This window comes from Cryobacterium sp. TMT1-62 (genome assembly GCF_004403145.1).
GTDB classification, from domain to species: domain Bacteria; phylum Actinomycetota; class Actinomycetes; order Actinomycetales; family Microbacteriaceae; genus Cryobacterium; species Cryobacterium sandaracinum.
The window spans coordinates 13092-26780 of the sequence record NZ_SOGZ01000034.1; the positions used below are offsets into that span (position 1 = coordinate 13092).

The window sequence follows — 13689 nt, forward strand, 5'->3', positions numbered from 1 at the left end:
GTGCCCCTCTGACCTGCCAATCATCTGCCGTCGATGAGCTCGTCCTCGATCTCCGAGTCGCTGCGCGGTTTGGCAGCCTGACGGCGGGCACGCTCGGCGGCGCGAACGCGCTCGTCCGGGTCGTCGAAGTTCACGGCTCGGTACTCTTGCCGGATAGCCCAACCCAGACCGACGAAGCCCATCAGGGCGAACACGAACCATTGGAATGCGTAGGACAGGTGAGGCCCCTCGTCTTTAACCGGGCGGGTGACCGCCACGGGACGTTCGTCCGGCGTCGGTTCCTCGGAAGCCATCAGCCCGTACGCGCCGGTGTACGTCGGAAGGTCCAGCCGGGTGGACACCTCGTCGAGGTTGATCGTCGCGATCTGGTCGCCCGTGGCCGATCTCCCGGCCAACGAAGGCTCACCGGCCTTGAGCCGGGCGGTGACGGTGACAACCCCCGAGGGGGCGGTTGGCACGGATGCCGGGGCGTCGGGGGTCTGCCCGGTCGGCAACCAGCCCCGGTTCACGATGAAGACCGAGCCGTCGGCGAGTAGCAGGGGAGTGAGAACCTCGAAACCCGGGTTGATATTGAGCGGGCGGTTACGCACGATCAGCTCGTCGTCCGTCAAATACGTGCCGGTCATGACAACGGGCAGCCACTTCTGAGACGCGGAGAACGCGTCCAGACCAGGCAGAGCCTCGGCCAAGGGAACCGGGTCCGCCGCATAGTTGGTCTCCACTTTGTTCATTTCGGAGAGTGCGTCGGAGCGGCGCGCGAGCTGCCAGAGACCGAGCCCGGAGCAGACGGCCGCAAAGAGGATGGTCAGCGCAAGGTATCCGGCCCAGCGCCGGGTGAACGCAAATTTCCAGCCGATCACGCCGGCCCGGCTTCCGGCTCTACAGCCTCAAGGGAGACCGGAAGAGGCGAGACGGCTAATGGGAAGTCTCGGCTGGCCAGGAAATCGCGGAGGTAATCGACGTGAAGGTCGCAGGCCAGCCAGGTCTTCACGCGGTCTTGAGCGTGAATACGGGGATTGCGCCAGTCCAACCGCCAGTCGGCGTTCTCACGACAGCCGGCGCGCGAGCAGTTCGTCGTTTCGAGATCGGCGCCGAGGCCGATCACGTTCCGCTCTCGTCATTGTCCGGTCCACGAGGCGGCGCCCGGAACACCTGCACGGCTCCCGGTCGGACGACCGTGGACGCCACGGCGCCGCCCTGAACGTTCGCAAAGACGACCGCGAAGTAGGGAAGGGCGATCGCGCCGATGGCGCAGACGAGCAGCCACCAGCCCTGGACGAAGAGCATCAGCACGATGCAGACCATCCGGATGCCCATGGCGATCGAGTATTTGATCATCCGGGCACGACGCAGCTCCTCGGGTGAGGGGGGGAGCGAGGTGATCGACTGCTGCTTCATGGATGCCATCGATTCGGTCAGTCGGGGGAGTTTTCCCTGTGAATTCTACGTCTCGTCGAACTCAAACGTAGACGCCCTAAACTGGAAAACACGTGCGTACGGCTGTTCGTTCGCTGAGAAAAAGAGATTGGACCCAGCATGACGACTGGCAGAACTGTCCTTGTCACCGGGGGAAACCGCGGCATCGGATTCTCTATCGCGGAGGAGTTCATCAGGCAGGGACACCGCGTCGCGGTCACCGCCCGTTCCGGGGACGGCCCCAGCGGCAGCCTGACGGTGCGCGCGGATGTGACGGACGCCGCATCCATCGACGCCGCGTTCACCGAGATCGAGGCGGCGCTCGGCCCCGTCGAGGTGGTTGTCGCCAACGCGGGCATCACCAGGGACATGCTGCTGATGCGCATGAGCGAAGACGACTTCACCTCGGTCATCGACACCAACCTCAGCGGCGCCTTCCGAGTCGTGAAGCGTGCGTCCAAGGGGATGCTCAAGGCCCGGTTCGGCCGCATCGTGCTGATTTCCAGCGTGGTCGGCCTGTACGGCTCCGCGGGACAGGTCAACTACTCCGCCTCGAAGAGCGGTCTGATCGGCCTCGCCCGTTCGGTGACCCGTGAGCTGGGCGGGAGGGGCATCACGGCCAACGTCGTCGCACCGGGTTTCATCGAAACCGATATGACCGCAAAACTCTCCGAGTCGCAGCAGGCCGACTACAAGCGCAGCATCCCGGCGGGACGATTCGCGACTCCAGTCGAGGTGGCTCGGGTTGTCACCTGGCTTGCCGGGGACGACGCCGGGTACATCTCCGGCGCGGTCATCCCCGTCGACGGCGGACTGGGGATGGGGCACTAACCGCGCAGACCGAGTATCGGCAGGACCTGGCTCAGGTCGCGGGTATCCAGGGCCAGGTCCGCCTGCGCCCTCACGATCGGTTGCGCGTTGAAAGCGATGCCCAGACCGGCTGCCCGCATCATCGTGAGGTCGTTTGCTCCGTCGCCGACGGCGACGGTCTGGGGCAGGGCTACGCCCTCGAGGGCGGCCCACTCCCGCAGGGCCGCGGCCTTGGCGGCGGCGTCGATGACTGGTCCGACCAGGCCGCCGGTGAGGCGACCGTCGGCCACCTCCAGCCGGTTCGCCCGCCAGTGATCGAGGCCGAAGGCGGCAGCGAGCGGGTCGAGCACCTCGTGGAAGCCGCCCGATACCACCCCGATTCTGCTGCCCCGGGCGTGCAGGCCGTCGATGAGTGCCTGCACCCCGGGAGTCGGGCGGACGAGCCGCCCGACCTCCGCGAAAACATCCGTGGACAGTCCGGCCAGAGTCTTGACCCGGAGCCGTAGACTCTGCGCGAAATCGATCTCGCCGCGCATGGCCTGCTCGGTCACCTCGGCGACGAGGGCCAGCGAGCCGGCCGCATCCGCGAGCAGCTCAATGACCTCGTCTTCGATCAGGGTGGAATCGGCGTCCAGGACGACGAGGAAACGAACGAACTCGGTCACGGGTGGACGTGGACTCCCTTGCCGACGACGGTAATGCCGGACTCGGTGACGCTGAAGCCCCGTGCGCGGTCCCGCTCACGATCAATGCCGACTTCCGCTCCGGCGGCGACCACCACGTCCTTGTCCAGAATCGCCCGACGCACGGTCGCACCCGGTTTGATCTGCACCCGGTCGAAAACGATCGAGTCCACCACCTGGGCGCCGGAATCGATGGCGGCCCAGGGGCCGAGAACGCTGCGTTCGATGTGCGCTCCCGAAATGACGCAGCCGAGGGAAACGATCGAGTCGATCATGGTGCCGAGGAAGCCGCGTCCGTCCCGGACGAACTTCGCCGGCGGAGAGTTGAGCTGCTGGCTGAAGATGGGCCACTTCTGGTTGTAGAGGTTGAAAACGGGCAGTGCGCTGATCAGGTCCTGGTGTGCCTCGAAGAAGGAGTCGATGGTACCCACGTCGCGCCAGTAGTCGCAGTCGCGGTCGGTGGATCCGGGGACGTCATTGAGCTTGAGGTCGTAGACGCCGGCCTCACCGCGGGACACGAAGTCGGGAATGATGTCGCCACCCATGTCGTGGCTCGAGTCGGCGCGTTCGCCGTCGCGCAGGACGGCCTCGATCAGCGCCTCCGTGTTGAAAACGTAGTTGCCCATGGACGCGAAGACCTCGTGCGGGGCATCGGCGAGGCCGACGGCATCCTTCGGCTTCTCGCGGAAATCACGGATGCGGTCCGGCGTCGCCGCGTCGACCTCGATGACGCCGAACTGGTCGGCCAGACCGATCGGCTGACGGATGGCCGCGACGGTTGCGGCGGCTCCGGAGGCGATGTGAGCCTCGATCATCTGGCTGAAGTCCATCCGGTAGACGTGGTCGGCTCCGACGACGACGACGATGTCGGGCTTCTCGTCATGGATCAGGTTGAGGCTCTGCAGGATCGCGTCCGCGGATCCGCTGAACCAGCGCTTGCCGAGGCGCTGCTGCGCCGGCACCGATGCGATATAAGAGTTGAACAGGCCACCAGAAACGTGCCAGGTCTGGGAGACGTGACGGTCAAGGCTGTGGGACTTGTACTGGGTGAGAACCACGATCTGGGTGAGGCCCGAATTGATCAAATTCGACAGCGCGAAGTCGATCAGCCGGTAATGACCCCCGAAAGGAACGGCCGGTTTCGCACGGTCCTCCGTCAACGGCATGAGCCGTTTTCCTTCTCCGCCGGCGAGCACGATTCCAAAGATCTTCTTTGACTGCATGTCTTTACAGTAGGGCCATTCGTCACGTCGATCCAGCACGAGTGGGTGTGCCTCCGGCCAGCCTGCGCTAGCTTTGCCTCATGCGAGTGGATCTGTTGACCAAGGAATACCCCCCGGAGATTTATGGCGGAGCAGGCGTGCATGTGGCGGAGCTTGTGAAGGCCCTTCGCACCGACATCGACGTCTCCGTGCGATGTTTCGGCGCGCTCCGCGACGCCGTCGACACCCACGCGTATGAGGTGCCGGCGGAACTGGCCGGCGCGAATGCGACGCTGGCCACGCTCGGCGTCGACCTCCAGATGGCGCAGGACGTGGAGGGCGCCGACATCGTGCACTCCCACACCTGGTACGCCAACGGCGCCGGTCACCTCGCGAAGCTCCTGCACGGGATCCCGCACGTTGTGACCGCGCACAGCCTCGAGCCGCTCCGCCCGTGGAAGGCCGAGCAGCTCGGCGGAGGCTACCGGGTCTCCAGCTGGATCGAACGCACCGCCTTCGAAGCCGCGGATGCCGTCATCGCCGTCAGCGGTGGGATGCGCCGCGACATCCTGCGCAGCTATCCAGCACTTGACGCTGCTCGGGTGCACGTCGTCTACAACGGCATCGACCTCGAACGGTGGAAGCCCACGGACGACCGGGACACCGTGCGGGCACTGGGCATCGACCCGGACCGACCGGCCGTGGTCTTCGTGGGCCGCATCACCCGGCAGAAGGGGCTTCCCTACCTGCTCCGCGCGGCAGCCCTGCTGCCACCGGAGGTGCAGCTGGTGCTCTGCGCCGGCGCCCCCGACACCCCGGGCATCCTGGCCGAGGTCACGGCCGGGGTCGAGGCCCTCCAGCGCGAACGCTCCGGCGTGGTCTGGATCGATCGCCTCCTGTCGCAGCACGACCTGGCCGCCGTGCTCACTGCCGGCACCGTCTTCGTTTGTCCGTCGGTCTACGAACCGCTCGGCATCGTCAATCTGGAGGCTATGGCCTGCGGGCTGCCGGTCGTCGGGACGGCCACCGGGGGCATCCCCGAGGTGGTCGCCGACGGCGTGACCGGCCGGCTCGTGCCCATCGATCAGGCCACCGACGGAACCGGAACTCCCATCGATGCCGACCTTTTCGTCTCAGACCTGTCGCGCACCCTGATCGAGGTCCTCGCCGACCCGGCCAACGCCGCCGCGATGGGCCGAGCCGGCCGGGTCAGGGCCGAGCAGATGTTCAGCTGGACCCAAATCGCCACCCGCACCCGGGAGATCTACGCCTCACTACTCTGAGTCGGGCTCCGACTAACCGCCCAAACGGGTGCTGCAGGAATGCCCGGCACCCGTTTCGCGTGTCTGGGCATCGGCGGCGGCAGATAACATGGCTCTATGGTCAACGTTCTCCACTTCACCGACGTCTCCGTCGTCCGGGATGGCACACCCATCCTCGACTCAGTGAACTGGAGTGTTGATGACGACCAGCGCTGGGTGATCCTGGGCCCGAACGGCGCCGGCAAGACCACGCTGCTGCAGATCGCCGCCGCCCTCATCCACCCGTCGAGCGGAAGTGCCGTGGTTCTTGACGAACCGATCGGACGCACCGACCTCTTCGAGCTGCGGCCGCGGATCGGGTTCGCCTCGACGGCGATGGCCCGCCGGGTCCCCGCGAACGAGAAGGTCCTCGATGTGGTGATGACGGCCGCGTACTCCGTCACCGGGCGCTGGACCGAAGAGTACGAAGCCATCGATGAGCGCCGCGCCCAGCGGGTGCTGGGCGAGTGGAAGCTCGATACTCTGTCCGACCGTAAGTTCGGCACGCTGAGCGACGGCGAGCAGAAGCGGGTGCAGATCGCGCGGTCCATCATGACCGACCCCGAGGTTCTGCTTCTGGATGAGCCGGCCGCCAGCCTCGACCTCGGCGCGCGCGAGGAACTGCTGCAGCTCCTCGGCGGCTACGCGAGCGAGTCGGGGTCGCCGGCGATCATCATGGTCACCCACCACGTCGAGGAAATCCCCCTCGGCTTCACGCACGTCCTGCTCCTGTCCAACGGCCGCATCGTCAGCGCCGGGCCCATCGCCGACGCGCTGACCGCGGAGTCACTGACCGAGGCGTTCGGTCTGTCCATCGAGTTGCACGAGACCGACGGACGTTTCAGCGCCCGCGCGATCTGACCGCCACCGGATGGCGGTCACAGCCAGTGGATTCTGCTAAACTCGACAGTCGGTCCTTGGGCCGCACGGTTTTTTCTGCCGCACCTGGCGAGTCTGTACTCGCTAATCGAAGCGCAACTCACCAATCGAACAGCAATAAGGAAGTCTTCATGAAGTCTGACATTCACCCCACGTACGCTCCCGTGGTTTTCCGCGACCTCGCGTCGGGTGCGACGTTCCTTACCCGTTCGACGGTCTCCAGCTCCAAGACCATCGAGTGGACCGACGGAACCACGTACCCGGTCATCGACGTTGAGATCTCGTCGGAGTCGCACCCGTTCTACACCGGCAAGCAGCGGATCATGGACTCCGCCGGCCGCGTCGAGAAGTTCAACTCGCGTTACAAGGGCTTCGGCAAGTAGAACCGCGCCATACCGCGGCATCCTGCACATCGAAAGGGCGACCAGCTTCGGCTGGCCGCCCTTTCGATGTTGCTGCTCTGGGTCTGGTGTCGCTGTTGCTCGGGTGCTGCCGGGTCAGCGTTCGGGCCAGCCGCCCGCAGCGACGAACGCGGGGTCGCGTTCGCGGCGCATGTAGGCCTGGAAGCTTTCCGCCTGCTGCACGGACCACTGTGCCTGGAGCAGGTGCAGCTCGCCGACTGTGACCGGCAGGGTCTTCAGATGCGCCCGGGCGATGGCCTGGGCTACTCGGCCGGCCGCGATCGCATCCGCCCCGGAGTCGTGCGCGTCATCGAGGGGCACACCGTAGAACGCACTGGTCACTGCAAGGGTGCGCTTGCCCTTGCGGTACCGGTCGAGGGCCTTGTCGATGACGAGCGGGTCGACCACCGGCGACGGTGAGACCAGCGGGGCAACCCCGTAGCGAATCGACTCGCGGTTGAGCAGGGTGAGGTCGTAGGGCGCGTTGTACGCCACCAGAGGAAGACCCCGGGCGAGGTGCTCCCGGATCGTCGCGACGATCTCGGCCACCCCGTCGGCGGCGACCCGGCCGTTCGCGGCGGCATGCTCGGTCGTGATGCCGTGTACGGTGGTGGCCTGGGCCGGGATCTCGATTCCGGGATCCAGGAGCCAGTCCACGCGTTCGAGCACCTCCCCGGTCACATCGATGATCGCGACGGTGGCCGACACAATGCGGCTCGTCTCCACGTCGATGCCGGTCGTCTCAAGGTCGAAAACGGCGAGGGTGTCACTCCAGTTGCTCATGGGGAAAGCCTAGGGCCGACCACCGTCATCCCCGGGCGCCTCGGGCGTCGGCCCGCTGGCAGGTCGGCCAGCACCGAGTCTTCGATCCGAAAGGCGATCGGGTTGTGGGAAAAGTAGTTGAGGTCCGGCTGGTTCAAGAAGAAGCGGTGGTCGCAGAACCGGCACCGCACGGAGTCGAGGGCCCAGTTCGAGTTCTCCGTGTCTCTGTGGAGATGCGTCCGGCGTAGTCACCGGTCCCGTCGCCGTTGCGGTCTCCGGAGGAGCGCACCATCAGCTCGGAGGACACGGCGCGGCGGTACCAGCGCGGGTCCCGGGTGACGCTTGATCGGGGCGGTGAAGCTCATTGCGTTCCCTCCCGCCCGAGGGCGTCCGGCGACAGCCGTCGGCCGCCCTAAACTTGGGACGATGAATGTTCCTTCGCCCTACGATTCACAGCTCGTCCGGATCCCTGTCAGGGTCCGGGACGTCCCGGTGCTGGGCAGCGAAACGCGGTATTGGGAGTACGGCGATCCAACCGCGCACACCACCATCGTGATGGTGCACGGCTTCCGCGGCGACCACCACGGCTTGGAGCCCGTGGTCGCCCAGCTTCCTGGATTCCGCATGATCTCACCGGATCTTCCCGGTTTCGGCGAGTCCGGCGTGCTCCAGGGGTGCCGACACGACATCGCGGGCTACGGCCGGTGGCTGGCCGAGTTCGTGGCAGCTCTGGGTCTGACCGGGCGCAGGGTGGTGCTCGGGCACTCGTTCGGGTCGATCATCGTCGCGGCATCCGTCGCAGGGGGACTGCACGCCGACGACGTGGTTCTGGTGAACCCCATCGCCGCACCTGCCCTGGCCGGGCCGCGCGGTATCCTCACCCGCTTGGCGGTGTTCTACTACCGGGTGGCCGCGCGTCTGCCCGAACGGCTCGGCTTTGCCCTGCTGCGCAACCGCGTCATCGTCCGCGTGATGAGCGTGACCATGGCGAAGACGGGGGACCCCGAGCTGCGCCGTTGGATCCACAACCAGCACGACCGCTACTTCTCCGCCTTCGCGGATCGCCGGGTTGTGCTGGAAGCCTTCACCGCATCGGTCGGCTCCGACGTCAGCGAGTTCGCCGGTCGCATCCCGCAGCGCACGCTGCTGATCGCGGCGGAGAAAGACGACATCACGCCGGTCGCAGCGCAATACCGGCTGCAGAAGCTGTTTCCCGATGCCACCCTGCAGGTGATCCCCGACGTCGGCCACCTGATCCACTACGAGGTGCCGGCGCAGGCGGCGGACGCCCTGCGCCGCTTCCTCGGCGAAAGGGAGACGAAGTGAGAATCGTCTTCGATTGCCGTTACACCCGATTCGACCGGCACGACGGCATCAGCCGGTACACGGCCGGGCTGGTCACGGAATTGGGCAAGCTCCACCCGGTCACCATGCTGATCAATGACCACCGGCAGCTCGACCTGCTTCCGGATCTGCCCTGGCAGCTCGTGAGTGCCCCGACCAGCATCCGGGAGCCGTTCATCGCCCTCCAGATCAACCAGCTGAAGCCCGACGTCGTGTTCTCTCCGATGCAGACGATGGGATCCTGGGGCCGGAAGTACCGGCTGCTCCTCACCGTGCACGACCTGATCTACTACCGCAATCGCACCCCGCCGCGGGACCTGCCCGGTTTGCTGCGCCTGATTTGGCGGCTGTATCACCTATCGTGGTGGCCGCAGCGGATACTCCTGAACCGGGCCGACGGCGTCGTCACCGTCTCCGAGACTACCCGGGACCTGATCCGGGACAACCGTCTGACGCGGCGGCCGGTCACGGTCATCCACAACGCCGCCGACACGCGGTCGACGCCGCCCGCCGGACGTGCCGCTGCGGAAACGGGTCGCCTGGTCTACATGGGCTCGTTCATGCCGTACAAGAACGTGGACACTCTGGTGCGCGCAGCCGCGGAACTACCGGGCCATGAGCTTCACCTGATGAGCCAGGTGAGCGACCAGGAACGGGAACGCCTGACCGCCCTGGCGCCGCAGGCGACGCTGGTGTTCCACAACGGCGTCACCGACGATGAGTACCTGCGGGTGCTGGGCTCCGCGACCGCGCTGGTCACGGCGTCTCTGGACGAGGGCTTCGGCATCCCGCTCGTCGAGGCGATGAGCCTCGGCATCCCCGTCGTGGTGAGCGACATCCCGATCTTTCGCGAGATCGGCGGCGACGCTGCGCTCTACTTCGACCCGGCCAGCACCGACGCGCTCGCCCTGGCCGTGCGGCGGCTGGGCGCGGGGGAGTGGGCGGCCCGCTCCACAGCCTCCGTCATCGAGGCGGAACGCTTCACCTGGCGCGATTCGGCCCGGCGGCTCCTGGAACTGCTCACCGGCACCGATACCGCGGATGACCCCGGCACGCGGACCGAGACGGCTACGGGCCCCGGCATCGACGCGGAGCAGCCGGTTCAGCCTGTGTAGTGCGTGTTCTCGGCTCGGCCGCGCAGGGTGGCGTCGAAATGCGTCAGCCCCAGCCGACCGTCCCGCCAGACGAAGTCGTGCACCGAGCCGTTGGCGATGATCTCGTTCTGGCGCGGCCGTTCCCCGGCCGTGCTATGGCGCAGCAGGGTTCCGATCACCCCGCCGTGACAGACGACCAGCACAGACTGTCCGGGGCGCGCGGCGGCCAGCAGCCCGAAGGCCGGCAGCACCCGGTCGAGCACCTCCTGGCGCGTCTCGAGGCCGGGAACGGGCACGTCGTCGGGAAAGCGACGCTGTCGTTCGGCGAACGTGAGTCCCTCGATCTGGCCGTGATGGCGCTCGGTGAGCTCCGGGATGACCTCCGGGCTCGGCAAGCCGAGCTCGCCGGCGATGATCCGGGCCGTCTCGTGGGCACGGTCCAGAGGGCTCGTCACGATGGTGTCCCAGCGCCGGGATCTCAACCTCAGGCCTGCCTCGGCGGCCTGCGCCCGGCCGGTCGAGTTGAGGGGGATGTCTGTGCTGCCCTGGATCCGCGTGTGCAGGTTCCACTCGGTCTGTCCGTGCCGCACGATCGAAAGTCTGGTCATCCTGCCGTTTCCGTTGTCGCGGGGGTGGGGGTGGTGGTGGACCGGGCCTGTTTCACGCCGGTGCGCCGGCGAGGCGGTCGGCCAGCCCCGCCAGCGACTCCGACGTGCCCGCCTCCAGCTTGAGCAGTGCCCGGCCGTCGCCCTTGGTCTCGCCGCGGTTGATCACGACGATCGGCAGCTTGCGGCGCCGGGCCTGTTCCAGCAGACGGATGCCCGAGTTCACAAACAGGGACGAGCCGGCGATGACCAGGGCCTCCGCACCGGTGACGAGCGCCGTGGCCTCGGTGAACTTCACCGTCGGCACCAGCTCGCCGAAGAAGACGACGTTGGGCTTGAGCATACCGCCGCAGACCGTGCAGTCGGGAATGGTGAAACCGTCGATGTCGGACACCTCCGCATCGCCGTCGGGGGCTGTGCGCACGTCGCCCGGTGTCATCAGTGTCGGGTTGGCCGCTTCGAGGCGCGCGGCCACACTGTCGCGGCCGAATGCCTGACCGCAGTCCAGGCAGACGACGAGGTCCAACGACCCGTGCAGGTCCACGACGTGCCGCGACCCGGCGCGAGTGTGCAGGCCGTCCACGTTCTGCGTGATGACCCCGCTGATCAGTCCGCTCTGCTCCAGCCGGGCGAGGGACCGGTGCCCGAGGTTGGGCTCCGCAGAGCGGAACCGGTGCCAGCCGAGGTGGCTGCCGGCCCAATAACGCTTGCGCGCCCGCTCGTCGCCGACGAAGGTCTGAAAGTTCATCGGGGTGCGCACGGGGGCACCCTTCCCACGGTAATCGGGAATGCCGGAATCGGTGCTCAGACCGGCTCCGGTCAGCACCGCGATGTGGCGACCGCGGAGCACCTCGGCCACGGCATCCAGAGCGGCGGCAGCGGCGCCGATGGCGACCGGAAGCGTTTCGGTGGTCATGGAGCTCCATCCTGTGTACACCGAGTCTAAACTCGCCGGTTTTCGACTGGGGGAGGGAACTGGCAGGCTGGACGGATCATCCCCGTGAAAGGCGTCCCGCTGTGCAGATCGTCCCCATCGAAAACCTTGACCTGCCCGGTCTCGCCGACTACTCGCGCTTGACAGATGTCGCGCTCCGCCGTGTCTCCGAACCGGCCGGCGGGCTGTACATCGCCGAGTCCAGCAAAGTCATCACCCGAGCCCTCGCGGCCGGCCACCGCCCGCGGTCCGTGCTACTGCAGCAGCAGTGGCTGCCCGACGTGCTGCCGCTGCTCGCGGACTGGCCGGACGTGCCCGTGTACGTCGGCGCGGCATCCGTTCTCGAACGGCTCACCGGCTACAACCTGCACCGCGGTGCGCTGGCGGCGATGCACCGCCCGGATCTGGCGCCGGTGCACGAGGTGATCCGGGACGCGCGGCGCATTGTGATCCTCGAGGACATCGTGGACCATACCAACGTGGGCGCCATTTTCCGCTCGGTCGCCGGTCTCGGCGCGGACGCCGTCCTGATCACGCCGCGCTGCGCAGACCCGCTCTACCGGCGCAGTGTGCGGGTGAGCATGGGCACGGTGCTTCAGGTGCCGTGGACCCGACTGCCGGAATGGAGCGAGGCCGCCCCGATGCTGCACGGGGCCGGTTTTCACCTCGCGGCCCTGGCACTGTCCGACGACGCTGTCAGCCTCCCGCAGTTCGCCGGGAACGCGCCGGAACGGCTGGCCCTGATTCTCGGCGCCGAGGGCGATGGGCTCAGCACCCAGGCTCTCTCGGCCGCCGACACCGTCGTGACGATCCCCATGCTCCACGGCGTCGACTCGCTCAATGTGGCCTCGGCCAGCGCCGTCGCGCTGTACGCTCTGCGCGTCTGAACGCGGGCGCTTGGTAGAGTCGTCGGATGCCACTGACCCGACGCCAAACGTTCCTTCGCCGTCGGGTTGCCTTCGCGGCGGCACTGGTTCTCACCCTGGGCGGGGTCGGCTACCTGGCCGGCACGGGGCTGGCCCCGGTGCCGGCCGCGGCCGTCGAACTGATCGAACCGGCCGCGCTCACCCAGCCGGCCGCCGAGCTGATCTGGCCGGATGCCGGTGCGGGCGCCATCGGTGCGGTCGGCTACCCGGGGCTGCTCGGTTCCACCGGCGACCAGGAATCGATGCCGATCGCGAGCATCACGAAGATGGTCACCGCACTCGTGCTGCTCGAGGAGAAACCCCTGAGCCTGAACGAGCCCGGCCCGGACATCCGGTTCACCGACGACGACGTCGACATCTACTACGACGTGCTGGCCGAGGACGGCTCGGTCGCGCCCGTGTCCGCCGGCATGGTGCTCAGCCAGCGTGAGGCCTTCGAGGCCATGCTCCTGCCCTCCGCGAACAACTACAGCATTTCACTGGCGATCTGGGCATTCGGTTCCGTGGATGCCTACCTGGCGGAGGCCGAAACCTGGCTGGCCGCGAACGGTCTGACCGACACCGCGGTGGCCGACACCAGTGGGCTGTCGCCGGCCAGCGTGAGCAGTCCGGGCGACCTGGTCAAGATTGGCAAGCTTGTTTTGGCCGACTCCGTCCTGGCCGAGATCGTGTCCATGGAGACGTCCGACCTGCCGACCGTCGGCACGGTAACCAACACCAACAAGCTCCTCGGCTCCAACGGTGTCACCGGGATGAAGACCGGAACCACGGACGAGGCAGGCGCCTGCCTCCTGTACTCGGCCGACTTCACGGTCGGCGGCGAGACCATCACCCTGGTCGGCGTCATGCTCGGCGGCGACACTCATCCCGAGCTGAATGCGTCGATCGTGGACCTGCTCGACAGCGTCGAACCCGGTTTCCGCGCGGTAAGCCTGGCCGACAAGGGTGCCGCCTACGCGACTTACGCCACCCAGTGGGGGCAGAAGAGTCGGGCGGTCGCCGCGGAGGCGGCCTTCGCCGTGGTCTGGTCGGACACGCCCATCACGGCCGTTCCGGCGGCGCGCCCGGTCACCCTCGGGGAGGTCGGCGACTCGGCCGGTGCGATCGACTTCCAGGTGGGGGAGACCACGGTGAGCGTGCCGCTGGTGCTCGAGCGCGAGCTGACCGACCCGGGTGCCGCCTGGCGCTTCACCCACCCGGCCGAGCTGGCCGCGGGCTAGTCGCACGTGAGGCCGGGCCGAGCCCGCGCGTGTGGCCAACTCAGGACATCCGTCGCCTGCACTCACCGGCCACTGCGGACCAGTGCCGAACCGGTGACGATGCCCGCCCCAG

Annotated in this window: 16 protein-coding genes; 8 read left to right on the forward strand and 8 right to left on the reverse strand. The window is 67.4% G+C overall.

The features are described 5' to 3' along the window. Nucleotides 1-20 precede the first annotated feature (20 nt). The 3 genes from E3T34_RS09685 to E3T34_RS09695 are packed head-to-tail and all read right to left on the reverse strand — an operon-like array spanning nt 21 to nt 1407. Nucleotides 21-860 (reverse strand): SURF1 family protein, encoded by an 840-nt coding sequence (locus E3T34_RS09685; protein ID WP_104102187.1) that lies wholly within the window; start codon nt 858-860, stop codon nt 21-23. After that, entirely contained in the window at nt 857-1105 is a 249-nt protein-coding gene (locus E3T34_RS09690) for a hypothetical protein (protein ID WP_104102184.1), read from the reverse strand. Before E3T34_RS09690 ends, E3T34_RS09685 begins: the two co-directional genes overlap by 4 nt. Next, the gene (locus E3T34_RS09695; protein ID WP_233191467.1) at nt 1102-1407 is read right to left on the reverse strand and encodes a DUF3099 domain-containing protein; all 306 of its coding nucleotides are present in this window, start codon (nt 1405-1407) and stop codon (nt 1102-1104) included. Before E3T34_RS09695 ends, E3T34_RS09690 begins: the two co-directional genes overlap by 4 nt. A 129-nt stretch (nt 1408-1536) precedes the next feature. On the opposite strand from E3T34_RS09695, the gene fabG reads away from it, so the two are divergent. Beyond that, entirely contained in the window at nt 1537-2247 is a 711-nt protein-coding gene (gene fabG / locus E3T34_RS09700) for a 3-oxoacyl-ACP reductase FabG (protein ID WP_104102181.1), read from the forward strand. Here the strand turns inward: fabG and serB are convergent. Together serB and glgC are read right to left on the reverse strand one after the other, a co-directional pair. Further along, the gene (serB, locus tag E3T34_RS09705; protein ID WP_134342863.1) at nt 2244-2891 is read right to left on the reverse strand and encodes a phosphoserine phosphatase SerB; all 648 of its coding nucleotides are present in this window, start codon (nt 2889-2891) and stop codon (nt 2244-2246) included. The genes fabG and serB overlap by 4 nt on opposite strands. Further along, nucleotides 2888-4132, reverse strand: a complete 1245-nt coding sequence (gene glgC, locus E3T34_RS09710; RefSeq protein WP_104102176.1) for a glucose-1-phosphate adenylyltransferase — start codon at nt 4130-4132, stop codon at nt 2888-2890. Before glgC ends, serB begins: the two co-directional genes overlap by 4 nt. An 80-nt stretch (nt 4133-4212) precedes the next feature. Here glgC and glgA point away from each other — a divergent pair, with 80 nt between their 5' ends. The 3 genes from glgA to E3T34_RS09725 all read left to right on the forward strand — a co-directional run bounded on the left by glgA (nt 4213) and on the right by E3T34_RS09725 (nt 6674). Next, the gene (gene glgA / locus E3T34_RS09715) at nt 4213-5394 is read left to right on the forward strand and encodes a glycogen synthase (protein WP_134342864.1); all 1182 of its coding nucleotides are present in this window, start codon (nt 4213-4215) and stop codon (nt 5392-5394) included. A gap of 96 nt (nt 5395-5490) precedes the next feature. Beyond that, complete coding sequence (locus E3T34_RS09720; RefSeq protein ID WP_104102172.1) at nt 5491-6273, forward strand: ABC transporter ATP-binding protein; 783 nt, start codon at nt 5491-5493, stop codon at nt 6271-6273. Nucleotides 6274-6422: 149 nt separating this feature from the next. After that, entirely contained in the window at nt 6423-6674 is a 252-nt protein-coding gene (locus E3T34_RS09725) for a type B 50S ribosomal protein L31 (RefSeq protein WP_104102169.1), read from the forward strand. Between the two features lie 114 nt (nt 6675-6788). On the opposite strand, the gene E3T34_RS09730 is transcribed toward E3T34_RS09725, so the two are convergent. After that, nucleotides 6789-7475, reverse strand: coding sequence for a 3'-5' exonuclease (locus E3T34_RS09730; protein WP_104102165.1), 687 nt, complete (start codon nt 7473-7475; stop codon nt 6789-6791). A gap of 405 nt (nt 7476-7880) precedes the next feature. Here E3T34_RS09730 and E3T34_RS09735 point away from each other — a divergent pair, with 405 nt between their 5' ends. Then, nucleotides 7881-8780, forward strand: coding sequence for an alpha/beta fold hydrolase (locus E3T34_RS09735; RefSeq protein ID WP_134342865.1), 900 nt, complete (start codon nt 7881-7883; stop codon nt 8778-8780). Next, complete coding sequence (locus E3T34_RS09740) at nt 8777-9913, forward strand: glycosyltransferase family 1 protein (protein ID WP_134342866.1); 1137 nt, start codon at nt 8777-8779, stop codon at nt 9911-9913. The genes E3T34_RS09735 and E3T34_RS09740 overlap by 4 nt, the downstream gene beginning before the upstream one ends. Here E3T34_RS09740 and E3T34_RS09745 read toward each other — a convergent pair. Together E3T34_RS09745 and E3T34_RS09750 are read right to left on the reverse strand one after the other, a co-directional pair. After that, on the reverse strand, nt 9901-10500 hold the full coding sequence (locus tag E3T34_RS09745) for a histidine phosphatase family protein (protein WP_134342867.1): 600 nt from the start codon (nt 10498-10500) through the stop codon (nt 9901-9903). The two genes, E3T34_RS09740 and E3T34_RS09745, sit on opposite strands and share 13 nt — an antisense overlap. Before the next feature lie 52 nt (nt 10501-10552). After that, nucleotides 10553-11413 (reverse strand): Sir2 family NAD-dependent protein deacetylase, encoded by an 861-nt coding sequence (locus E3T34_RS09750; protein ID WP_104102155.1) that lies wholly within the window; start codon nt 11411-11413, stop codon nt 10553-10555. A 101-nt stretch (nt 11414-11514) separates the two neighbouring features. Between E3T34_RS09750 and E3T34_RS09755 the strand changes: the two genes are divergently transcribed. Both E3T34_RS09755 and E3T34_RS09760 read left to right on the forward strand, forming a co-directional pair. Continuing rightward, the gene (locus E3T34_RS09755; RefSeq protein WP_104102152.1) at nt 11515-12318 is read left to right on the forward strand and encodes an RNA methyltransferase; all 804 of its coding nucleotides are present in this window, start codon (nt 11515-11517) and stop codon (nt 12316-12318) included. A 26-nt stretch (nt 12319-12344) separates the two neighbouring features. Continuing rightward, on the forward strand, nt 12345-13577 hold the full coding sequence (locus E3T34_RS09760) for a D-alanyl-D-alanine carboxypeptidase family protein (RefSeq protein ID WP_104102150.1): 1233 nt from the start codon (nt 12345-12347) through the stop codon (nt 13575-13577). The last annotated feature ends 112 nt before the right edge of the window (nt 13578-13689 follow it).

Excerpts from the sequence above, each read along its gene's own strand:
- E3T34_RS09695 (WP_233191467.1), bottom strand. The coding sequence starts at position 1,407 with ATGGCATCCATGAAGCAGCAGTCGATCACCTCGCTCCCCCCCTCACCC.
- fabG (WP_104102181.1), top strand. The coding sequence starts at position 1,537 with ATGACGACTGGCAGAACTGTCCTTGTCACCGGGGGAAACCGCGGCATC.
- glgC (WP_104102176.1), bottom strand. The coding sequence starts at position 4,132 with ATGCAGTCAAAGAAGATCTTTGGAATCGTGCTCGCCGGCGGAGAAGGA.
- glgA (WP_134342864.1), top strand. The coding sequence starts at position 4,213 with ATGCGAGTGGATCTGTTGACCAAGGAATACCCCCCGGAGATTTATGGC.
- E3T34_RS09720 (WP_104102172.1), top strand. The coding sequence starts at position 5,491 with ATGGTCAACGTTCTCCACTTCACCGACGTCTCCGTCGTCCGGGATGGC.
- E3T34_RS09725 (WP_104102169.1), top strand. The coding sequence starts at position 6,423 with ATGAAGTCTGACATTCACCCCACGTACGCTCCCGTGGTTTTCCGCGAC.
- E3T34_RS09730 (WP_104102165.1), bottom strand. The coding sequence starts at position 7,475 with ATGAGCAACTGGAGTGACACCCTCGCCGTTTTCGACCTTGAGACGACC.
- E3T34_RS09735 (WP_134342865.1), top strand. The coding sequence starts at position 7,881 with ATGAATGTTCCTTCGCCCTACGATTCACAGCTCGTCCGGATCCCTGTC.
- E3T34_RS09745 (WP_134342867.1), bottom strand. The coding sequence starts at position 10,500 with ATGACCAGACTTTCGATCGTGCGGCACGGACAGACCGAGTGGAACCTG.
- E3T34_RS09750 (WP_104102155.1), bottom strand. The coding sequence starts at position 11,413 with ATGACCACCGAAACGCTTCCGGTCGCCATCGGCGCCGCTGCCGCCGCT.
- E3T34_RS09760 (WP_104102150.1), top strand. The coding sequence starts at position 12,345 with ATGCCACTGACCCGACGCCAAACGTTCCTTCGCCGTCGGGTTGCCTTC.